Annotated in this window: 15 protein-coding genes; 5 read left to right on the top strand and 10 right to left on the bottom strand. The window is 35.0% G+C overall.

Going from position 1 to position 21,911, the window contains the following annotated elements; genetic code table 11:
* Positions 1 to 4: 4 nt before the first annotated feature.
* Positions 5 to 1,177, top strand: a complete 1,173-nt coding sequence (locus BLQ19_RS03590; protein ID WP_074537427.1) for a BT3233 family polysaccharide utilization protein — start codon at positions 5 to 7, stop codon at positions 1,175 to 1,177.
* Positions 1,178 to 1,298: 121 nt separating this feature from the next.
* Here BLQ19_RS03590 and BLQ19_RS03585 read toward each other — a convergent pair whose 3' ends face one another.
* The 6 genes from BLQ19_RS03585 to BLQ19_RS03560 are packed head-to-tail and all read right to left on the bottom strand — an operon-like array spanning position 1,299 to position 7,502.
* The gene (locus BLQ19_RS03585) at positions 1,299 to 2,603 is read right to left on the bottom strand and encodes a TRAP transporter large permease (RefSeq protein ID WP_175444392.1); all 1,305 of its coding nucleotides are present in this window, start codon (positions 2,601 to 2,603) and stop codon (positions 1,299 to 1,301) included.
* A 2-nt stretch (positions 2,604 to 2,605) separates the two neighbouring features.
* Complete coding sequence (locus BLQ19_RS03580; RefSeq protein WP_254788216.1) at positions 2,606 to 3,100, bottom strand: TRAP transporter small permease; 495 nt, start codon at positions 3,098 to 3,100, stop codon at positions 2,606 to 2,608.
* Positions 3,100 to 4,074, bottom strand: coding sequence for a TRAP transporter substrate-binding protein (locus BLQ19_RS03575; RefSeq protein ID WP_024479531.1), 975 nt, complete (start codon positions 4,072 to 4,074; stop codon positions 3,100 to 3,102). Before BLQ19_RS03575 ends, BLQ19_RS03580 begins: the two co-directional genes overlap by 1 nt.
* Before the next feature lie 5 nt (positions 4,075 to 4,079).
* Positions 4,080 to 5,489, bottom strand: coding sequence for a glucuronate isomerase (gene uxaC / locus BLQ19_RS03570; protein WP_074537425.1), 1,410 nt, complete (start codon positions 5,487 to 5,489; stop codon positions 4,080 to 4,082).
* A gap of 3 nt (positions 5,490 to 5,492) precedes the next feature.
* Positions 5,493 to 6,668 (bottom strand): mannonate dehydratase, encoded by a 1,176-nt coding sequence (gene uxuA, locus BLQ19_RS03565; protein ID WP_074537424.1) that lies wholly within the window; start codon positions 6,666 to 6,668, stop codon positions 5,493 to 5,495.
* Positions 6,669 to 6,686: 18 nt separating this feature from the next.
* Entirely contained in the window at positions 6,687 to 7,502 is an 816-nt protein-coding gene (locus BLQ19_RS03560) for an SDR family NAD(P)-dependent oxidoreductase (protein ID WP_074537423.1), read from the bottom strand.
* 181 nt (positions 7,503 to 7,683) lie between these two features.
* On the opposite strand from BLQ19_RS03560, the gene BLQ19_RS03555 reads away from it, so the two are divergent.
* A complete protein-coding gene (locus BLQ19_RS03555; protein WP_074537422.1) occupies positions 7,684 to 8,736 on the top strand; it encodes a substrate-binding domain-containing protein in 1,053 nt (350 codons plus the stop codon).
* A gap of 23 nt (positions 8,737 to 8,759) precedes the next feature.
* On the opposite strand, the gene BLQ19_RS03550 is transcribed toward BLQ19_RS03555, so the two are convergent.
* From BLQ19_RS03550 to BLQ19_RS03535, 4 genes are read right to left on the bottom strand one after another with little or no spacing between them, the layout of a single operon-like run.
* A complete protein-coding gene (locus BLQ19_RS03550; protein WP_074537421.1) occupies positions 8,760 to 10,595 on the bottom strand; it encodes a family 78 glycoside hydrolase catalytic domain in 1,836 nt (611 codons plus the stop codon).
* 32 nt (positions 10,596 to 10,627) lie between these two features.
* Entirely contained in the window at positions 10,628 to 11,809 is a 1,182-nt protein-coding gene (locus BLQ19_RS03545) for a Gfo/Idh/MocA family protein (protein ID WP_074537420.1), read from the bottom strand.
* Positions 11,810 to 11,858: 49 nt separating this feature from the next.
* The gene (locus tag BLQ19_RS03540; RefSeq protein ID WP_074537419.1) at positions 11,859 to 13,220 is read right to left on the bottom strand and encodes a Gfo/Idh/MocA family protein; all 1,362 of its coding nucleotides are present in this window, start codon (positions 13,218 to 13,220) and stop codon (positions 11,859 to 11,861) included.
* Positions 13,213 to 14,601 (bottom strand): 3-keto-disaccharide hydrolase, encoded by a 1,389-nt coding sequence (locus tag BLQ19_RS03535; protein ID WP_074537418.1) that lies wholly within the window; start codon positions 14,599 to 14,601, stop codon positions 13,213 to 13,215. Before BLQ19_RS03535 ends, BLQ19_RS03540 begins: the two co-directional genes overlap by 8 nt.
* A gap of 310 nt (positions 14,602 to 14,911) precedes the next feature.
* Here BLQ19_RS03535 and BLQ19_RS03530 point away from each other — a divergent pair, with 310 nt between their 5' ends.
* The 3 genes from BLQ19_RS03530 to BLQ19_RS03520 all read left to right on the top strand — a co-directional run bounded on the left by BLQ19_RS03530 (position 14,912) and on the right by BLQ19_RS03520 (position 21,902).
* Positions 14,912 to 18,037: a SusC/RagA family TonB-linked outer membrane protein gene (locus BLQ19_RS03530; protein WP_074537417.1), complete on the top strand. Its 3,126-nt coding sequence runs from the start codon at positions 14,912 to 14,914 to the stop codon at positions 18,035 to 18,037.
* An 18-nt stretch (positions 18,038 to 18,055) separates the two neighbouring features.
* Positions 18,056 to 19,723 carry a RagB/SusD family nutrient uptake outer membrane protein gene (locus tag BLQ19_RS03525; RefSeq protein WP_074537416.1) on the top strand — a complete coding sequence of 556 codons (1,668 nt, stop codon included), beginning with the start codon at positions 18,056 to 18,058 and terminating at the stop codon, positions 19,721 to 19,723.
* Between the two features lie 121 nt (positions 19,724 to 19,844).
* Positions 19,845 to 21,902: a glycosyl hydrolase 115 family protein gene (locus BLQ19_RS03520; protein WP_074537415.1), complete on the top strand. Its 2,058-nt coding sequence runs from the start codon at positions 19,845 to 19,847 to the stop codon at positions 21,900 to 21,902.
* Positions 21,903 to 21,911 lie beyond the last annotated feature (9 nt).

The raw sequence follows: 21,911 nt of genomic DNA, 5'->3' as shown, positions 1-21,911 counted from the left end.
AGTAATGAACGTTAATAAATTAGCCTTTTTTTTAAGTGTAGGATTCGTATTACAATCTTGTGAGCCAGAAAAAAGTACCTCAGTTTTTGTTGTTAAGAATGATTTGAATGTGGAGCGCTCTTTTGAGACGGTAGAACTTTCCAAAGAATTTTTAGCGGATAAAGATTTAAATACTATTGGCATTAAAGATATTGAAACAGGAAAATTACAAATTGTCCAATTGGTAGATACTAATGGAGATTCAATAGAGGATCAACTGCTGTTTCAGCCTAAATTAGGGCCAAATTCTGAAAGAAGATTTGAAATAGTAACCGCAACAAAAGAAGAGCAACCTACTGCTCCCGACTATTGTTATTCTCGTTTTATTCCAGAGCGTACAGATGATTATACGTGGGAGAATGATAAAGTCGCTTTTAGAATGTATGGACCTACCGCGCAAAAAATGATTGAAGATAGTATTCCGGGAGGAACATTGTCAAGTGGGGTAGATGCCTGGTTAAAAAAGGTAGAATACCCTATTATTAATAAATGGTATGAGAAGAATAGCATAAGGGCAGGAGCCTACCATGAAGATAATGGTGAAGGTTTAGATAACTTTCATGTAGGATCAAGTAGAGGTGTAGGCGGTCTTGCCATAAAAGAAGATACGACGTACTACTATTCTAAAAATTTTACAGAATGGAAAACCATCACAACAGGTCCTATTAGAACTAGTTTTTATTTAAAACATAAGGATTGGAAAGCCGGTGAACATCAAATTCAAGAATCAAAAATCATAAGTTTAGATCTAGGAAGTAATTTTTCTAAATTTGAGATTAGCCTTGAAGGTTCAGAGCATATTTCTGTTGGATTAACGCTGCATGAAAAAGATGGTGTAGTTACCGGAGATACAAACAAAGGTTGGGTGAGTTATTGGGAGCCGCATGCAGATTCAGAATTAGGGTCTGCAATCATAGCAAGTAAGAACTACTTTATAGATTACGAAACCTATGATACGAATATAACCGATTTAAGTAATGCGTATGCAAACTTAAAAGCTATAAATGATAAGGTGGTTTATTACGCTGGTTTTGGCTGGAAAGAGAGTGGTCAGTTTAAAACAAAAGAAGCATGGGAGCAGCATTTAAATAGTGTTTCTGAGAAAATAAATAACCCGTTGATCGTTCGTAAAGAATAACATCTAATCATTTTTGAATGATAACAGAAAACCCTGTAACCTTTTGTTACAGGGTTTTTTAGTTTTAGGAACTAACAGCGATAAAAGAGCTGTTAGCTAATTATTTTTAGGTCTGTTTATTCTATAGATCAAACAATCTAGGTAAAAACATAGATATTTCAGGAATGTATAAGACCAGTAATAACACAATCACCATTATTGCTAAAAAGGGCAATAAGGGTTTAATTACCTGAGATACGGATATTTTGGCAACGCCACTACCTACAAAGAGAATGGTTCCAACAGGTGGGGTACACAGTCCAATACAAAGATTTAATACCATGACGATTCCAAAATGAACAGGATCCATACCTAAAGCAACAACTACAGGTAAGAAAATGGGTGTAAAGATGAGTACGGCAGGAGTAATATCCATAAACGTACCAACAATTAATAAGATAATATTGATCACTAAAAAGATGACAAACTTATTGCTAAATTGTTCTAGTAGAAAGTTACTCATAAGTTCAGGTACACTTTCAAAAGAAAACAACCATGACATCGCCATAGAAGTACAAATTAAGAACATAACTACCGCGGTAGTTTTTGCACTAGTCAATAACACACTAGGAAAATCTTTTACACGAATATCACCATAAATTAAAGCAAGAATTGCAGCGTATAAAACAGCAATTACGGAAGCTTCTGTTGCGGTAAAAACTCCTGCAACAATACCTCCAACAACAATGAAAAGTAAAAGAAGGCTAAAGAAAGCCTTTCTAAAATACGTCCAGATTTCTTTTAATGGAGCTCTTTGTTCTTTTGAGAATTTTCTGCGGATAGCCACAAATGCAACGTAACCCATTAATGCTAGACCTAGCAATATTCCAGGTAAATAACCTGCAATAAATAAGGCAGCTACAGAGGCGGTACCGCCACTAGCTAAAGCATAAACAATTAAAATGTTACTGGGTGGAATTAGAAGCCCGGTAGTAGATGAGGTAATATTTACCGAAGCACTAAACTCTCTTGGGTATCCTTCCTCTTCCATTCTGTCTGTCATGATACTACCAATAGCTGAGGTTGCAGCAATAGCAGAACCAGATATGGCGCCAAATAACATAGACGCCAATACGTTCACATACGCTAGACCACCAGGTAAACTAGCAACTAATGATTTTGCAAAGTTGATGAGTCTATTGGCAATACCACCTCTTTTCATGATTTCACCTGCCAAAACAAAGAACGGAATGGCAAGTAATGCAAAACTATCAATACCGGTAATCATTCTTTGGGCTATGGTGGTGATGCCTGGTAAACTATCAATATTCAGGAGTAAACTAATGGTGGTAGAAATGCCAATAGAAAAAGCTACAGGCACTTTAAGCATTAATAAAATGAAAAAACTAACAAATAATACGATGATACTTAGCACTTCAATACTCATAATTATTCGGTTATTTGGTTAGAATTAATTTTAGCTATGTGGTAGATAGAAAAACACATCATAAGCAAGCCACTAAAGGGAAAAATGCTATACACATATCCCAAAGGTATACGTAAGGTCCCCGAAAGTTGCTCTAAATCTAGGGTAGTATAGACTAAATTAAATCCGCCAATGACCATAACAATTAACGCGAATAAGAAGACACATACTTCAATTAAGAGCAGCACTTTTTTCTTTTTAGCCGATGAGAATTTTTGGTATAGAAAGTCCATCGATAAATGTTCTCTTTTTGCACTTAAATAAGCGGCACCTAGTATGGCAAGCCATATTAAAGAAAAACGGGCAAATTCTTCGGTCCAAGAGAAGGACCTGTTTAAAAGGTATCTTGAGAATACCTGCCATAAAACGTCTAAAACTAATAATGCAAAAATAAGTATCAAAAGTACTTCCATTACCTTGCAAGTATTTTTAAAAAGGGTATCTAATCTATTCATCATTAGTTCTTTTTTATTTGTTCAATTAAGCTTGATAAATCAGGATTTTCCTTTTCAAATTCTTCTAAAACGGATTTAGATTTTTCAGCGAATAAAGATTTTTCAGGAATGATAATTTCTACACCAGCCTCCGTTGCTATTTTCATAGATTCTTCTACAGAATCATTCCAATATTTTTTTTCGGCTTCAGAAGATTCTTCGGCCGCTTCTTGTACCCATATTTTTTCTTGATCTGTTAACTTCTCCCAATATTTGGTACTTATTAAAAGTACATCTGGTACGGCAGAATGTTGATCTAAAGTATAGTATTTACTGACTTCAAAATGGTTAGAAGAAACAAAGGATGGTGGGTTATTTTCTGCGCCATCCACAACACCTTGTTGAATTGCAGTATACAGTTCTCCGTAAGCCATAGGCGTAGCAGAACCTCCCATAGCATTCACCATATTTATTGCCATTTGGTTGTTCATTACACGAATTTTTAAACCTTTTAAATCATCAGGAGTTCTAATGGCTTTATTACTGGTATAAAAACTACGACTTCCTGCATCATAATAACATAAACCACGCAAGTAGAATTTACTCCCTTTTTCTAAAATCGATTTACCGATGGGACCTTCTAAAACATCAAATTGATGTTCTTTGTCTCGAAACAAATAAGGAATACCCAGTACATGATATTCTGGGACAAAATTAGACATGGTGGCAGCACTAACTTTGGTGATAGCCACACTACCAATTTGTAATAACTCTAATACCTCGCGTTCCGAACCCAATTGACCATCAGGGAATATTTTAATCTTTAAAGTACCATTAGATTTTTTATCTAAAGATTCTTGAAATTTTAGAATCCCTTTATGTACTGGATGTGTTTGAGGTAGGGTGTGTGCTAAATAAAGTGTTTTAGTTCCAGACTCTTCTTTACATGATGTGATAAATAAAGCGAAAACAACACAGAGTAGTGTATAGTATTTCATGATGTTTAGTTGAATTTAAAATAGTTTACCGCGTTGTTATAGCAAATATCCTGGACCATTTTGCCTAAAAAGTTTAAATCATCAGGCACTAAACCTTTCCGAACATCTTCCGCAAGCAAATCACATAAAATACGTCTAAAGTATTCGTGTCTTGGAAAAGATAACAAACTTCTACTATCTGTAAGCATTCCAACAAATCTGCTTAAAAGGCCCATATTAGAAAGTGCATTCATTTGCTTTTCCATACCGTCTTTCTGGTCTAAAAACCACCAGCCAGATCCCCATTGCATTTTTCCTGCACATTCTCCAGTATTATAATTCCCCATCATAGTAGCAAAAACTTCATTTTGCGACGGATTTAAATTATAACTAATCGTTTTAGCCAGAATTCCCTCATGATCTAACCTGCCAAAAAAGGCAGACATAGATTTTGCATGCGTATTATCACCCATAGAATCACAACCAGAATCGGCTCCTAATTCCTCCAATAAGCGAGTGTTATTATCCCTAAGTGCTCCTAAGTGAAACTGTTGTACCCAGTTTTTTGCATGATACATTTTACTTAAATGGTATTGTATACATGATTTGTAGCTATTTGTCTCCGCATCAGAAAGGGAGCCTCCAGAAAGTCTTTTTTTCAAAATGGAATTGGCTTCATCATCCGTAAAGTCAAAAGCATAAATTTGTTCTAGACCAAAGTCAGACAAACGGCAACCATTAGCATTAAAGAAATCTACACGTTCTTGAATCGCTTTTAATAAATCATCTAAAGAGTGAATAGGAAAAGAAACGCATGTGGCTAATTTTTCTAAATAACTTTCAAAAGATGTTTTATTGATTAAGAAAAGCTGATCCGGTCTAAACGTAGGATATACTTTAGTGAAAAAACCTTGTTTTGCTATTTCTTGATGGTACGCTAAATCATCAATAGGGTCATCTGTGGTACAGATAACTTCTACATTCATTTGTTCAAGCAGTTGCGCCGGAGTTTTATGTGCTAAAATAGTATTCGCTTTAGCATAAATTGTAGAAGCCGTACTTTCTTGTAAAATAGCATCAACATCAAAGTAACGTTTTAATTCTAAATGCGTCCAATGAAATAAAGGGTTCCGCAAGGTATACGGAACCGTTTCTGCCCATTTGTTAAACTTTTCTTCTTGTGACGCGTTGCCTGTAATATATTTTTCATCGATACCATTAGCTCTCATAGCACGCCATTTATAATGGTCGCCATTAAGCCAAGCATCAGAAAGATTTGCCATAGGCTTATTTTCTGCGATTTGCTTTGGGGATAAATGATTGTGATAATCAATTATAGGCATGTCTTTCGCAAAATCATGATATAGTTTTATGGCTATATCAGAATTTAATAAAAAGTTTTCTGTAATAAAGTTCTTTGATGTTATGGAAGCCATTGCTTATAAACTGTTTTTAATACCTAATTCTAATCCTCTTAATTCCGCTAAACCGCGTAACCTTCCAATTCCTGAGTATCCAGGATTCGTTTTCTTATTCAAATCATCTAACATTTGATGTCCGTGATCTGGTCGCATAGGTATTACGGCATCTTTTCTGCCTTCTTTAGCCCTACGCTTTTGTTCTATTAGAATTTCTTTAACCACACTATACATATCTACATCGCCTTCTAGATGGTTGGCTTCATAGAAATTACCTTGTTCATCTCTTTTGGTGCTTCTAAGGTGAATAAAGTGAACACGATCTGAAAAATGTTTAAAGATTTGGACCAAATCATTATCATCTCTAACCCCTAAAGAACCGGTACAAAAAGTAATTCCGTTGGCTATATGTGGAACTTGTTCAAATAAATAAGCATAATCAGCCTCGGTACTAACCACTCTTGGCAAGCCTAATATTGGAAAAGGTGGATCATCTGGGTGAATACACATCACTACATTTTCTTGTGCAGCAATGGGGATGATTTCTTTTAAGAAAGCAACTAAGTTTTCTCTTAATTTCGACGCATCAATAGTATCATAGGTATTTAATACTTTTTGAAACTGCTCTAAAGTATAGCCTTCTTCAGCACCAGGTAAACCCGCGATAATATTATTAATCAATTGCGTTTTATCAGCATCCGATAATTGATCAACATAGGCTTTAGCCTCGGCTTTTTGAGTAGCTGAATAGGTGTTTTCAGCACCAGGTCTTTTTAAAAGGTAAAGTTCAAAAGCAGCAAAAGCAGTGACATCAAAACGTAGTGCTCTAGAGCCGTCTTCTACTTCATAATCAAGTGATGTTCTGGTCCAATCTAAAACAGGCATAAAATTGTAACATACAATATGAATACCACAAGAAGCTAAATTTTTAATGCTCTGTTTGTAGTTCTCTATATAAGTTTTAAAATTCCCAGAACGGGTTTTTATATTTTCGTGAACAGGAATACTTTCTACCACGCTCCATGTTAATCCTACTTTTTCAATAATAGCTTTACGCTCTTTAATAGCAGCTACTTCCCAAACTTCTCCGTTTGAAATTTGGTGTAATGCAGAAACAATACCTGTTGCACCTGCTTGTTTTATATCTGATAAGGATACGGGATCATTTGGCCCGTACCAACGCCATGTTTGTTCCATACTATTTTATTTTTTCAATTAAACCCCGCTAAATGCACTAAAACCACCATCAATAGGCACTACCACTCCTGTTACAAATTTTGAAGCATCTGCACATAAGTAATGAATTGTTCCGTTTAATTCGTCTGTTTCTCCAAAACGATTCATAGGAGTATTTCTAATAATAGTATCTCCACGATCCGTGTATTTACCCGTTTCTTTATCTATTAATAAATCTCTATTTTGATTGCCAATAAAGAAACCAGGAGCAATGGCATTTACACGTAAACCTTCACCAAATTTTGTAGCTAATTCTACAGACAACCATTTGGTGAAATTATCTATGGCCGCTTTAGAGGCAGAATATCCAACAACACGTGTAATTGCACTCTGTGCAGTCATGGAAGAGATGTTGATAATTACCCCTTTTTTATTTTCAACCATCTTTTTTCCAAACACTAATGCAGGTAAAATACTTCCGAATAAATTTAAATCGACAACCTTTTTAAAGTCATCAATATTCACATCAAAGATGGTCTGGTCTACACCAATGGTTGCGCCAGGCATATTCCCGCCAGCAGCGTTAATGAGCACATCTATTTTTCCGTGTGTTGTTATAATTTGATCGGCAATTTCTTTTAAGCTAGTTTCATCTAATACATTACATACATAACCAAACACATTGGCACTAACTTTTTTTAATTTTTCTAAAGCAGCATTTACGGTTTCTTCTCTACGATCAAGTACAATTACGGTAGCACCATTACTTAGGAGGTAGTTAGACATTTCACCGCCTAATACGCCGCCACCGCCTGTGATTAAGATTACCTTATTTTCTATATCAAACAAATTCATTCTAACTGTTGTTTTTCTGAGGTTATACTTCTAATTTTCAAGCGTTACGAGTGTGTTTTATTATATATTAAAAATTTTCGTGTACGCACACGTAAATATAGACAGATTTTTTTCATTTTCACTATATTTACCAAAATTTGTGTGCGCACACGAAAAATAAATCCAATTTGAAGATTAGCATATGATTACAATTAATGACATTGCAAAAGAAGCTAAAGTTTCAGCGGGGACTGTAGATAGAGTAATTCATAAAAGAGGAGGCGTTTCAAAAAAAACAGAAGCTAAGATAAAGTCGATTATAGCTAAGCATGATTTTCAAATCAATGCTATTGCTAGTTCTTTAGCATTGAATAAAAGAGTACAAATTGCGGTGTTAATTCCTGATTATGATGCGGAGAATACATTTTGGAAATCACCAATGATGGGAATTCTAAAAGCAAAAGAGGAAGTAAAAAAAATAGGGGCTAGTGTTTCTTATTTTAGTTTCAATCAATTTGATGAAGCTTCGTATGTGCGTCAATTTAAAGAAGTAATTGCTGCAAAACCTGATGCCTTATTGTTGGCTCCTTTATTTGGTTCTGCGACTAAAGTATTAGCTAAAGAATTAGATAATAAAGAGATTCCTTATGTATTCTTAAATATTAATTTAGAAGGCTGTAATAATCTATCATTTATAGGACAAGATTCTTATATGAGCGGATTTCTTGCAGGGAAATTAATGCGACTCTCCATAAACGACAAAAGTGCCATTGCTGTTATGCAAACGAGAGCGAACCTAGATAATAACCATGCTATTTACAAGAGAATAAAAGGCTTTGAGGATTACTTTAAAGCAAATAAGGATACAGTTTCATTGCTAAACATTAATATTGCAGATTTAGAAAATGCGGCAGCACTAGCAGAAAAACTAGAAGCGATGCTGGTTGAAAACCCAAAAATTGAAGGCGTTTATGTACCCAATAGTCGTGTTTCTAGCTTTGCAAATGTTATTAATAGTTCAAAAATAAGCGAGTTAGTGCTTATTGGTTTTGATGGTACGGAAGAAAATGTAAGCTGTTTAGAAAATGAGAAAGTGGCTTTTTTAATTTCGCAACAACCGTTTAAAGAGGCGTATGAAGCTATTAAATTGATGGTTGATTTCTTAGTAGATCAGAAAACGTTGGAGGAAAGAATTTATTCTCCTATAGAGATTTTAACTAAAGAAAATGCACAGTTCAGTAAACACAGTAAGTAAAAAAAACAGTAAAGCTCATAGCCTTACTGTTTTAGTTGTATTTCGTTAATTCCGCTTTCAAGAAGAATTACAGTTTTATTTTTTTTGATTTTCTTCCCATTAAAAAAGATCTTTCTTGGACTTGAAGGAATTGTAAATTCAGCAGACATTCCTTTTGGAATTTCTAGGGTGTAAAGTTCAGATTTTTCACTCTTTTGATACGTTCCAAAAATGATTCCATTTTTGGTAGGTACTTTAATCGTCGTATGCGATAATTCTGCTAATTGGGGTTCTATTTCGGCAATTTCAAAACCTGCAGTTTTAGGTTTTATCCCCCACATGTAACGTGTAATAATATTTAAGGGAGCAGTACCCCAAGCATGGTTCCAATCAGAATTTGGCTTGTATTTTACATCCCAAGCTTCCATAGTCATGGTAGCACCTACTTCCATCATATTCCACCAATTTCTGTCGCCTTCAGTTTCCGTAATTAAATCAAAACCATATTGTGCTTCGTCATTTTTAAAAAGACCTTCTAATAAATATTGAGCCCCATAGACACTACAGGCCATACCTCTTGTTTTTACAAAAGCGGTAACACTTTCTACATGCTCTTCGGGTACTAACTCAAATGCCAACGGAAGCATATTAGCGTGTAGGGAGGCATGTTTACTGTTCTCTCCATCTATATAATATCCTTTTTCAGCATCAAATAATTTGGTGTTGATTACCTTTTTAACAGCTGCCGCTTTATTTTTAAAGAAACTCACGTCTTCTTTTTTACCAAGAAAACCAGCAATTTCAGTCATTAATTTTAAATTATAATAGTAAAAAGAATTCACGACCGTATTTACGGGTACAATTTCATAGCCATCTCTTTCACCTTCGGCAGTGGCTAGTTTCCAACCCGTATCTTTTTGAGCAGGGGGCCAATCTATAATATCTTTTATTTTGGTGTCTGGTTTTTTAAATCCTAGTTCGTTTATTAATTTTTGATTTAGATGAGGTGAAGAAGAGCTTATTAAACCGTCTTCTCGTTCTAAATCCATTAAGGTTTTCAGTTTTAGATTTTCGTAATATTTTTCAAGAGGAGCTAAGTTGCCCGTATACATGTAATCGGCATGGAACATTATAACGGTATGCAATAACCATTCTGTAGGCCAAGTAGGGTTATCTATAAAATATTCATTAGTTCTACGACCTAAGGTATATACACTATCTACACTATAATGACTTAGTTGATTGATGTAGGCATCTGCTTCGTAAGGAATTCTTTCGCGATCGCCATCCACATAGTAACCTGTAAAACTAGTTGCTTTTATAGTGTGTTTGCAAAGATCCCAAATAGCATCTAACACCTTATCTGAAGAGGTGAAATCACTAGCGTTATCATTAAATTTATTATGAACTGCCTTCTGAAAGAATTGTAATTCTTCTATTGGAATGGTTAAATTGGCTACTTCGCAATACCTAAAAGGCATAACGGTGCCCATAGATTCAGGGAGTAGTATAGCCGCTCCGCTTGTATTCCTTTTATCAGGAGTAAGGTTTAAATGAATTGTTTTATTTGCTAATAATCCATTTAAAACTACTTTTTGATAGCGAATGGTTCCTCCAGGGGTTCTGTCTACTTTATGTTGATCGTTTAATTTTTCACCCAAATGGAAAACTAAAGAATCATTTTGAGCCTTTTTGCTTTCTAATTGAACCGTACCAAAAAAAGCTTTTCCAAAATCTATAAGGTAAGAACCTTCTCCTAGTTTAGTGATTGTTTTAGGAGCAACTAAAGTGGTTTCTAACTGTATTTTTTCAGAACGATCTTGAGCTTGGTTATTGGTAATAAAAGTAACAAAAAGGAGTAAAGTAATATACTTTCTCATAGTGTATTGTAATAAAATAATGGATGTAAAATTTATAATTTAGGATTTGAAACTATGGTATTGTTGTACATAGCGTCTAAGCCCATTTGTATGCAAACAGCAGTATTTGCGCCTGTAGTAATATCAGAGATGGGGTTTGTATTGGAAATAATACTATCTCTAAAATCAATTAAAGCTTGTTCACTCGGTTCCAAATGTTCCATAACAATTGGAATACCTAAGCCTTCTTCCCATTTTAGAGTGGCTCCAGAAACACCATCAAGAACCCCTATTTCTTTTTTTTGATTTCCTTCCGGGTAAAACCATGCTTTTGAATATTCTAAAATAATAGAACCTTTATCGCCCTTAACGCGTATTTTGTATCCGTCTTTAGCATTGCTCGTTAAACAGGTAAATGTTGCTTTTACACCACTTGGGTAGCTGTAAATCAAGTGAATGTTATCAAAGGTTTCGCGGCCATCTTTCCAATAATCTACACCACCAGCACCCATAACTTGGTGTGGTACTTCATCTAAAACCCAATTTGCAAAATCTATCTGGTGTGAGCAAAGTTCTGCGAGTAACCCTCCAGAGTATTCACGGTACATGCGCCAGTTTATGGCTCTCTCTAGTTCTGGTTTAGGAACCATGCGTCTCCAGTCTCCATGACGGTTCCATTGGCACTCAAAAGAAGTGATTTTTCCAATTTTTCCATTTTTTATCAAGTCCACTACGTGGGTGTATAACCTAGAGCTGTGGTATTGATGACCTGTTTGGAATATGGTATTCGATTGGCTAACTTTTTGTGTTAATTGATCAATACCCTCATAACTTTTTGCCATTGTTTTTTCGCAGTACACATGCTTTCCAGCATCTAATGCATCCATAGCAATTTGGGAATGGGTACTAAATGGTGTGGAAACTAGAATGGCATCAATAGCTTTATTGTCTAATAATCTACGGTAATCATCATATCCTTTTGCTTTTCCTTTTACGGCTTTTAAACCTTGTTCTAATCTAAAAGGTAATACATCGCAACATGCGCTCACATTAAATCTATCAATTTTATTGATATTAGATATCATTCCAGTTCCTCGGTCACCGGTGCCTATAATTCCAATAGTTAAAGTATCATTTGCATTTTTAAAATCAAGAACGTTTCCTAAAGCTACTGCAGATGTTGATAAAGCTGCTGTTGCAACAGATCCTTTGATTATAAATTCTCTTCTTTTCATGTAAAACTTTTAGTGAGGTTATAGGGTAATATAAGATTTTTTTGGATGGTTATACGGATTTAATCTCCCATCCTGGTTCGTACGTTCTAGACCACAATTTCATGGCTTCTCTATTAAATATACGTCCTGTAGTTTCATCAACTTCAAAAGAATTATCTATGCGGTATGCAATATTTGCATAATGTGTAAGCATTTGACTAATAGCGCCTTGATCAATAGGAGAGGTTAACTCCGCTTTACCTCTAATAGCGTCAAAAAAGTTTACAGTATGTGCAGCGGAAAGCTGTCCGCCACCGCCTAAAGCATTCCCATCTTCTATACCAGGAACAACATTTTCTCTAATTAATTCCCCTTTAAGGTTGTATAAACGATAGCCATCACGATCTATTTTTGCAGAACCTTCTGATCCATAAACAATAGTACCTCTTCCAGCGCCATATTTGTCATACCCATTACGGCTGCGACCATCCCATTGGATTGTTTTTTTGTCGGCAAAATTAAAAGTAGCTTCCATAGTATCATACATTTCCCAACCATCATCCTTGTATTGGAATTTGCCAGCGTTGACAGCCACATGCTCAGGGTATTCTACATCTAAAGCCCAACGTGCAATATCTAATTCATGTGTCGCATTATTACCCATTTCAGCGGTACCATAATCCCAACCATACCAGTGCCAATTATAATCCCAAGTGTTGTCTGTATAAGCTCTTCTAGGAGCAGGACCTTGAAATAAGTCCCAATCTAAACCAGCAGGTGGGGTTGCTTTTACTTGATGCGGAACCGCACCTCTTTTACTGGTATAGAAGGCAATTGCTTTGTAAGCATCACCAATAACACCATTATGTATGTCTTTAATAATTTCTTGTGATTGTAATGAAGAACGTTGTTGGTTCCCCATTTGCACTACTTTATTGTATTTTTTCTGATAAGCAACTAATAGCTCTCCTTCCTCAGGATTGTGGCTACATGGTTTTTCTAAAAACACATGTTTCCCTGCTTGCATAGCCATACAGGCACCTGGAGCATGCCAATGATCAGGAGTTGCCATAAAAATGGCATCTACATTTTTATCGTTAATGATGTTCCTAATGTCATTTTCTAATTTTGGTTTTGCGCCAATAGATTTAGAAACATTTGCAGCAGCTTTATCACGCTGACTTTTCATAACATCACATAAGTACGATAGTTCGATATTATTTTTCTTATCACCCATAGCAGAGATATAAGCATTGTATCGTCTTCCTAAACCTTGAATAGCGACATGGATTCTGTCATTTGAACCTATTATCTTTGAGTAGCTCTTGGCAGACATTGCATTTACGCTATGGCTTCCTAAAGTAACTCCTACAGCTCCAATAGCTGTTTTTCTTATAAAATCTCTTCTGTTTGACCCCATCTTCTTATTCATTTATAGTATTAATTGGACGAATTTTTACATTTTTAAAGGACACTAAATCACCATGATCTTGTAGTAATATTTGTCCTTTTTCTAAAGCACCAAAATTTGGCCATTTCTCATATTTACTTTCAGATACTAATTTTAAGTACTCCTCACTATTTCTTTCGTATTCTAAAACTTTTACATCATTTAACCAGTGTTCAACATGGTTGTCTTTAGATATAATATAAGCGGTATTCCATTCTCCGATTGGATGAATAGGTTTGTTGGTATCTGCTTGTATTAAATCATATAACGAAGCCACGGTTCTACTACCATCATGATTACCAAGCTTAGCATCAGGATGTAAGGCATCATCTAAAAGCTGATATTCCAATCCAATAGAAGAACCATCACCTTTATTTAATTCTGTATCTACATAATATTTTATACCGCTATTGGCGCCAGGTGTTAATTTAAAATCTACTGTAAGTTCAAAATCAGCATACAATTCATTCGTAACAATATCTCCGCCAGCAGTAGATTCTCCGCCACCAGAAGCTAGAACACTTAAGATACCATCTTCAATTTTCCAGCCAGTTTCAGGAAACTTATCTAGTTTAGCACCACGCCATCCATCAGTAGTTTCTCCATCCCATAATAATTTCCAGCCTTTCTTCTTCTCATCGATGGTCAATTGGTTTTTTGTGTTTATGGGTTGGATGGGTGATTTTCTGCTGTATTTAGAAACGCTATCTGTAAGAATCTTTACGTTTTTCCAGATAATCTCTGTTCCTTCTTTTTTATCTGCATGAATTTCATGAACCTGTAAGCATATGAAACCACTTCCTGTTTTCCCATCAATTAAATAAGCAGCAGGAACGTTATTAATCCAAGTCTTTAGAGTGTCACCAATCGCCTCAATTCTATAATGGTTCCAATCATTTTGTTTGAAAGCCTTTTGTGCGGCTGGGTTACCATCTAACGGGTTTAACCAACCGCGTCTAGATTCGTCATAAATACCACCGCTCCAAGCTCTTTCAGAAGGGTCTATCTCTACTTGATAGCCATGCACTCTCCCGTCTTTATAGTTAGGAAAACTGTTGCTGCGTATTTGTATACCAGAATTCATGCTAGAATCTACCTTGTAATCTAATTCTAAAATAAAATCACCATACATTTTATCAGACGTTAAAAAAGAATTTGGAGTATCATGAACAGTACTTCCTACAATTGCCCCATCTCTAACGGTATATTTAGCGATACCTCCTTTTTGGCTCCATCCATTTAAGGTTTCTCCATCAAATAAGCTTATCCAAGGAGCATCATCTTTCGGTTCGTTCTTACAGTTAAAAAATAACGATACTACACATAGGAGTAGTATTCTATTAAAGAAAATGGAATTTTTCATGGTAAATTTTAGTTTGTTAATAAGTTAGGCAAATTAGGGTATCTACACTTTTTTTGGATGGATAAATCAATCCAAACCATGGACATACTGTCTATATTGGTTTCTAAAAATAATGCATCAGAAATTAATATTTGATATTTTACGGCTAATATTTTTATAAAAAGTAGCTTTTAAACTAGCACTTTTTGTGAAATTGACAACTAACTTAGGATTCATATAGTAATTATGTCCATATATCAGAATAATATGTCCATTCGTTAACAGGCCCTTAACATTACTTTAGCGAACAATTAACTTAACAAAGAAAAAAATGGAAAAACTAAAACTATTAATGGTTACCTTATTATTGGGTTTGTCATCAACATTATTGGCGCAGACTAAAGTGTCTGGTGTTGTTGCAGATGAGTTAGGTATGCCCATTCCGGGAGCAAACGTAGTCGTAAAAGGAACAACCAATGGGACTGTTACGGATTTTGATGGAATTTTTGAAATTGAAGCGAGTAGTGGTGCAATATTACAGTTTTCTTATATAGGATACAGTACTAAGGAAGTAGCGTATAAAGGACAATCTTCTTTAAATGTAACCTTGACTGAAGATACAGCATTGTTAGATGAAGTAGTTGTTATTGGTTATGGTTCTGTAAAGAAAAGCGATTTGACAGGAGCGGTAGCTTCTTTAAGTGCTGAAAATTTAACAGAGCAAAAGAAAACAGATATTGGCCAAGCACTACAAGGTAGAGTAGCTGGGGTAGATGTTAGAACATTAAATTCAAAACCAGGTGCACCTCTTAATATCCAAATTAGAGGTAATACAGTTATTACGGCTAACCAAGGTGGTGAAAGAGATGGTGTTAGTGATGATTTGAGTGATGATCCAGATCAACCATTATATGTTGTAGATGGTATTTTCTTTGATGATATTAATGTATTAAACCCTTCTGATATTCAGCAAATGGATATCTTAAAAGATGCTTCTGCAACGGCTATTTATGGTTCTAGAGGAGCAAATGGGGTAGTTATTATAACTACTAAGAATGGTATTGAAGGAAAAACTGTATTTACTTATGAATCTAGTTTTGGTTTGCGTTCTGCAACGAATATACCAGATATGCTTAGTGGCGATGAGTATGTTGGTTTCGTAGATGATGTATTACGTGCTAGAGAATGGTTAAACACTTCAAGAACCGTAGCAGATTATAATAATGTAACTATAGATCGTTCTACAGAATATTTCAGTAGCAACGGAAACCAAGAAGTTGCTAATGTAGCTAGCGGTAATTATACTGATTGGATGGGCTTATTAAGAAAAACAGGAGTTCAAACAAGTCATACTGTAGGTATGTCAGGAGGAGCAAATGGTTTAGTTTATAGTGGTTCTTTAGGTTATTTGCATGATGAAGGTGTAATGGGAATTGAAGAATTTGAGCGTTATAATATTAGTGCTTCTCTTTCAAAAAAGGTATCAGATAAACTAACCGTAGGGATTAAAACATATTTAGCATTATCAGAACGCGAGCAAGGTAGTAGAGAATTATTTAGAAGTTCTTTACGATTAGCTCCTACTGTGAGTGCCTATGATGCGAATGGAGAACCTGTTCTTGCTCCAGATGCACAAGATGACCGTTTTCTTAATCCGCTTTATGAAGCAGATGGGGCTTGGAGAGTAAATGACAGATCTTTGGATGTAATTGCAAACGTATTTTTAAATTATAAGCCAAAAGAATGGTTAAACCTTAAAACACAATTCTCTCCAAATGTAAGCGCTAAGCGTTTTGGTGAGTACCGTGGTTTATTGACAAAATCTTCAAGAAATGATGAAAGCAGAATAAGTTCTTATTATGATTCAGGTTTAAATACTTCATACACTTGGGATAACATTGCTGATTTTAATTTTGATGTTGCAGAAGGTCATAATTTAAAAACAACCTTAATTACTTCTATCTATTACAATAACGAAGAAGGTAGTAATATTCAAGTTCGTAATTTTGATACCGATGCTTACTTGTTTTTTAATACGCAAGCAGGAGCAGATACTCCTAATGATTATGGAACTTTTTATTCTAAAGAAACCTTATCATCTTTTGCAGGCCGTTTAAACTACAGCATTAAAGATAAATATCTTTTTACAGCAACAGGAAGGTATGATGGTTCTTCTAAATTATCAGAAGGAAATAAATGGGCTTTCTTTCCATCGGCAGCATTTGCATGGAAAGCTAGTGAGGAAGAATTTCTTCAAAATACAGATTGGTTAAATAATTTAAAATTACGAGTAAGTTATGGGGAGTCTGGAAATGATAAAACAGTGAGTCCATACAGTTCATTAGCATTTTTAAGTCAGACAGGCTATTTATTTGGCGATGAATCGAATATCGGAAAGGTAGTTTCAAACCTGTCTAATGCAGATTTATCTTGGGAAATTTCTAAAGAATACAATTTTGGTTTTGAATTAGGGGTTTTAAATAATAGAATTAATTTAGGATTTGAATATTACAATAAGAAGACAGAAGGTAGTGTTCTTGCGCGCCAATTATCTTTCATAACAGGTTTTGGGGATGAAGAAAATACCCCAACTGCAATTGGTAATTTTGGTTCCGTACGTAATAGTGGTATCGAAGTAACTCTTAATACCGTGAATGTAAGAAGTGATAATTTCACTTGGAAAACGAATATCAATTTCTCAAACAACAAGAACGAAATTCTAGAGCTATACGCAGGTGTAGATCAAATAATTCTTGGAGATTCTCGTCTAAATGGAGTGTTACAAGTAGGTGCTCCTATTGATGCTGTATTTGATTATGAAGTTGATGGTATTTGGCAAATTGATGAAGCGGCAGAAGCTGATGCTTTAGGAGGTATACCGGGGCAATATAAGTTTGTAGATCAATTAACGGTAGATACTAATGGTGATGGTGTTCCAGATGAAAGAGACGGAGTGATCAATCAAGATGATAAAAAAGTTATAGGGTCGCAGTCACCTGATTGGATTGCGGGGATGACCAATACATTTAGTTATAAAAATTTAGAGCTGAATGTTCAAGTAAATACAAGACAAGGCGTATTCGGACATTCAGAATTCCACCAAAATTTCGCAACTTTTAATGGTGATAAAGCAGTATTCAATAGCTTAGATCAAGATTATTGGACTCCTAACAATCCAGATGGTAAATATCCTTCACCAGAATATGGGGAGTCAAATCCTTGGTTCTATGAAGATATGTCTTTTGTTAGAATAGCAAATATTGGTATGGCATATGATTTCCCAGACACTCTTTTAGATAAATTTAAAATGTCAAGTTTACGTATGACTCTAAATGTTCAAAATCCATTCACTTTTACAGATTTTGATGGTCCAGATCCAGAAACAGGATTACAGAACTCTTATAATATGGGGTATTCTGTAAAAACAATATTATTCGGTCTTAAGTTATCCTATTAATTTTTAAACTAGAAAAAGATGAAATTATTAAAAAACATAAATAATGCTATAGTCTTGTTCGCTGTTTTGGTAACAACAAGCGCATGTAATGACTATATAGAGGAAGATATTTACTCAGATATTACTAGTGAGAATTTTATTGATCAAGATAATGCCGATCAATTAGTGGTAGGTGTATATACAAGTATGCGTACGGTATATAGAGATTACACCTTTAAATTTGATGGTACCGATATTTTTGCGAATAAAGGAGACCTTTCTTCGCTTTCTGCAACCAATGATTATTTTAATTTAACGTCTAGTGCAGGGCAATCTGTTTGGGCAAATAATTATGGAGTTATTGGTAAAGCAAATTTTGTTATTAACCGTTATGAAAATCAAATAGAGTGGAGCGATTCTAATTTAGACGCTAAAGCATATGGTATTGCACAAGCAAAAGGCTTAAGAGGCCTGGCTTATTTTAATTTAGTACAACAATATGGTGGTGTGGTTCTTGAAGTAGAGGAAGTGCAGAGTATCCGTACTGATTATGTAAGATCTTCAGAGCAAGAAACATACAATCTTATTATTGCAGATTTGGAAGCAGCTATACCAGATTTGGAAGAAGCCCCAGAAACCGGACGTTTTTCTAAAAGAGCAGCCCAACATGTATTAGCAGACGTTTACCTTACTAGAGCCTATACTTCTTTTGGAGAAAGTACAGATTTCGCTACAGCAGCAGCATTAGCAGAAGAAGCAATTAATGGTTATGATATTAGAAGTCAGTCTTTTGCGGAGTTATTCGCTTATGACAATCAAGTAAATGATGAAGTGCTTTTTGCCATGCAATGGGGTACTAGTGGTTTTACAGCAGACAAGGATAACAATAAGCATTCGTTATTTATGAATCAAGTGGCTAATTATCCTGGTGTTAATAGAGCAACAACGCCATACGGGTTTAGTGATTTTTCAATGATGCCAACACCCTACTATTATTCTTTATTTGCGGCTAATGATAGTAGAGATGATGTTACTTTTCATAGAGCCATTTTAGCTGATGCAGATGATGAGCTAAAAGATGCTAGCGGAAATTTATTAGATATTATAGTGGCTGGAGATACCGTAGTGTACTATCCAAAAGTTGCTTTAGATGCAGCAGAATTGGTAGAGCATTTAGATCGTCATTGGGTATATCAACCAGATGAATATTTATTTGGAAGACCAGATGCTATAGCTGGTGTAAATTATTTGTACACTTTAAATGCAGAATTGACCAACTTTCCAATCTTCAAAAAGTTTGATGATGAAGATTTTAATGAAACAAGATTGGGAGCACGTGATACGTATGTATTTAGAGTAGCAGAAACTCATTTAATAGCAGCAGAAGCTTATTTAGGAGCAGGAAATTCTTCTCAAGCGTTATTTCATATCAATAGAGTACGTGAAAGAGCTACGGGTGTAGCTAATGAATATACGTCAATTACTATAGATGATATTCTCGATGAGCGTGCTTTAGAGCTTGCAGGGGAAGATAATAGATGGGCGGTATTAAAGCGTACTGGTAAATTAGAAGAAAGAATAGCGCAATATAATCCGCAGGTTATAGATCACGGAGCTTTTGATGCGAGTATTCATTTATTACGTCCAATACCAGCTAGTGAACTTCAATTGTCTCCAGAGACAATGACTCAAAACCCTGGATACTAATTAACTAGAAGAATTAATTTTTAGTGATTTTAATTTTTTAGTCTATAGGCAGGCGAGAAATTGCCTGCCTATTTTTTAAAAATTCTATTCCCCTTTTTTAAGTTCTTTATAGATCAAAACTATGACTACTACTCCTTATAAAAAAAATGTGGCAATGATTTTATGTGCCATAGCTTTATTCCTATTTTTTTCATGTGCAAAACCTAATGCAAACCAGTATTTCTTACTTATTGGTTCTTCAGCTAATCCTGTTGAATTAGAGACCATTAATGATCTTAAAAAAGACTTGTCTAAGGTGGTAACGGAAGAAATTTTTATTCTTACTGATGAAGACGAAGTACCAACGTCAGGGACAATTTTTGTTTTAGGGACAACAAGTTCTAATTCAATACTAAAAGAATTAGCTGCTGATAAAAAAATAACATTGTCTGCAGAATTGCCAGGATCAAGAGGAGGAATTTGGGCAAAAACAAACTTACAAAACGGACAAGAAGCAATCGTTATTGGCGGGTCTGATGTAGAGGGACTGCAATACGCAATTTATGATTACGCAAAAGAAATTTTAGGAATAGACCCTTTTGAATATTGGACAGGAAAAAAGCCTAGTGCCAAATCTAAAACGGCTATTTATAATTTTAAAGCTAAAACTATAGCACCCCCGAAAGTGCCCATTCTAGCCTATTTTGAAAATGATGTAGATGAATTAGCAAATTACAGAGGTAAAATTCTAGAATATGATTGGGAGAGTTATACCGAAATGATAAACTCTTTAGTGCGCTTACGTTACAATGCTATCCAATTTTTTGACATGTTGGGCAGGCCAGAATTTTATGTAAGACCTGAATATAAAAAATTAAACCCTGACTATCAGATAGATATTGAATATCTAGATAAGATGATAGATTATGCCAAATTAAAAGGCATGAAGATTCAAATAGATTTTGAATTAGGGTATCAAATACATCCAATGGATGAAAGTAAAGCAGAATGTTGGGTAACTTATAAAGAAGATTGGATCACTGCTTGGAAATATTATTTAGAAAAAACACCTTTAAGTAAGACCGATATTTATGTGCTGCGTCCTAGAAACCAGGTTTGGGATTGGGAATATAAGAGCTCTTGTGGCGAATCTAAAATTGATGTTTTTAATGAAGTCTACGAGGCCTTTGGCGCTCTTGTAGATCAATACAATCCGGAAGCTATAAAAGTAGCCATCTGTTATAGTGATGGGATGGAAATGTTTAATGAAGGTTTCAATCCTCCAAAAGATTGGACCGTAGTTTGGTCAGACCATGGTTTTGGAACTTTTGACCATGAAATAAAAGATACAAAAGGATATGATTTTGGGACTTATATGCACGCAGGATACTGGCTAAACCATACCGTTCATAACCCTTATCCAAATCTCGTAGAAGCAGCCATGAAACATATGTTTGATACCTATGATGCGGATAAATACTGTTTAGTTAACGGTCAAAATTTTAGACCATTTCTTTTAAATTTAGAAGCCTACAGTGAGGTTTGTTACAACCCAGATTCTTTTACTAGTGATGGATTTTATAAAACTTGGACAGAACGTTATTTCAGCACCGAGGTAGCTAAGCATGCCGTTGCTTCAATGCAATATTTACATAAAGCACAAGAAGGTAGAAAAGGGTATGTAGAACATTTATGGGAAATTAGAGAAGCGGTCTCCTACCTTTCAAATGCTCCAATAGTGCGCCCAGGAAAAACACCCATTCCTTTTGATTATGAACGTGTTTTAGGAGATTTAGAAAATACAGCAAAAACAAAATCATATTTAAAAAAAGCATTTAATGAAGCGGAGATAGGGTATGAAAAAGTGAGTAAGAGTGATACTTTTTATCATTCCTATATTTTTCTTCCAGTACAATTATACTCAGATTTAATTGCATTTGAAACGGCACTTCATAAAATGGCAATGCTTAAAAGAAAATATGAAACTACACAGGATAAGAAGTTTCTAGCAGAAGCCATGACAATACTCCCAGAAGCAAAAAATAAACTTAAGATAGTTTTTGATCACAGAAGCTCGGGAGATCTAGATGACAAATGGAAAGATTGGTATTCTATTGCTATTCGCAGACAAAATAATGGTTTTCCAACCTATGAGATGTTAGATGCTATTGAGGCAAATCTTAAAAATATGACACTGTAAATCAAGGAT

Source organism: Cellulophaga baltica, assembly GCF_900102165.1.
GTDB lineage: Bacteria > Bacteroidota > Bacteroidia > Flavobacteriales > Flavobacteriaceae > Cellulophaga > Cellulophaga baltica.
This window is presented reverse-complemented; position numbering and strand designations above follow the sequence as displayed.

What these genes read in the sequence shown, in the direction of transcription:
- BLQ19_RS03590 (WP_074537427.1), top strand. Translation starts at nt 5, where the DNA reads ATGAACGTTAATAAATTAGCCTTTTTTTTAAGTGTAGGATTCGTATTA.
- BLQ19_RS03585 (WP_175444392.1), bottom strand. Translation starts at nt 2,603, where the DNA reads ATGAGTATTGAAGTGCTAAGTATCATCGTATTATTTGTTAGTTTTTTC.
- BLQ19_RS03580 (WP_254788216.1), bottom strand. Translation starts at nt 3,100, where the DNA reads ATGATGAATAGATTAGATACCCTTTTTAAAAATACTTGCAAGGTAATG.
- BLQ19_RS03575 (WP_024479531.1), bottom strand. Translation starts at nt 4,074, where the DNA reads ATGAAATACTATACACTACTCTGTGTTGTTTTCGCTTTATTTATCACA.
- uxaC (WP_074537425.1), bottom strand. Translation starts at nt 5,489, where the DNA reads ATGGCTTCCATAACATCAAAGAACTTTATTACAGAAAACTTTTTATTA.
- uxuA (WP_074537424.1), bottom strand. Translation starts at nt 6,668, where the DNA reads ATGGAACAAACATGGCGTTGGTACGGGCCAAATGATCCCGTATCCTTA.
- BLQ19_RS03560 (WP_074537423.1), bottom strand. Translation starts at nt 7,502, where the DNA reads ATGAATTTGTTTGATATAGAAAATAAGGTAATCTTAATCACAGGCGGT.
- BLQ19_RS03555 (WP_074537422.1), top strand. Translation starts at nt 7,684, where the DNA reads ATGATTACAATTAATGACATTGCAAAAGAAGCTAAAGTTTCAGCGGGG.
- BLQ19_RS03550 (WP_074537421.1), bottom strand. Translation starts at nt 10,595, where the DNA reads ATGAGAAAGTATATTACTTTACTCCTTTTTGTTACTTTTATTACCAAT.
- BLQ19_RS03545 (WP_074537420.1), bottom strand. Translation starts at nt 11,809, where the DNA reads ATGAAAAGAAGAGAATTTATAATCAAAGGATCTGTTGCAACAGCAGCT.
- BLQ19_RS03540 (WP_074537419.1), bottom strand. Translation starts at nt 13,220, where the DNA reads ATGAATAAGAAGATGGGGTCAAACAGAAGAGATTTTATAAGAAAAACA.
- BLQ19_RS03535 (WP_074537418.1), bottom strand. Translation starts at nt 14,601, where the DNA reads ATGAAAAATTCCATTTTCTTTAATAGAATACTACTCCTATGTGTAGTA.
- BLQ19_RS03530 (WP_074537417.1), top strand. Translation starts at nt 14,912, where the DNA reads ATGGAAAAACTAAAACTATTAATGGTTACCTTATTATTGGGTTTGTCA.
- BLQ19_RS03525 (WP_074537416.1), top strand. Translation starts at nt 18,056, where the DNA reads ATGAAATTATTAAAAAACATAAATAATGCTATAGTCTTGTTCGCTGTT.
- BLQ19_RS03520 (WP_074537415.1), top strand. Translation starts at nt 19,845, where the DNA reads ATGACTACTACTCCTTATAAAAAAAATGTGGCAATGATTTTATGTGCC.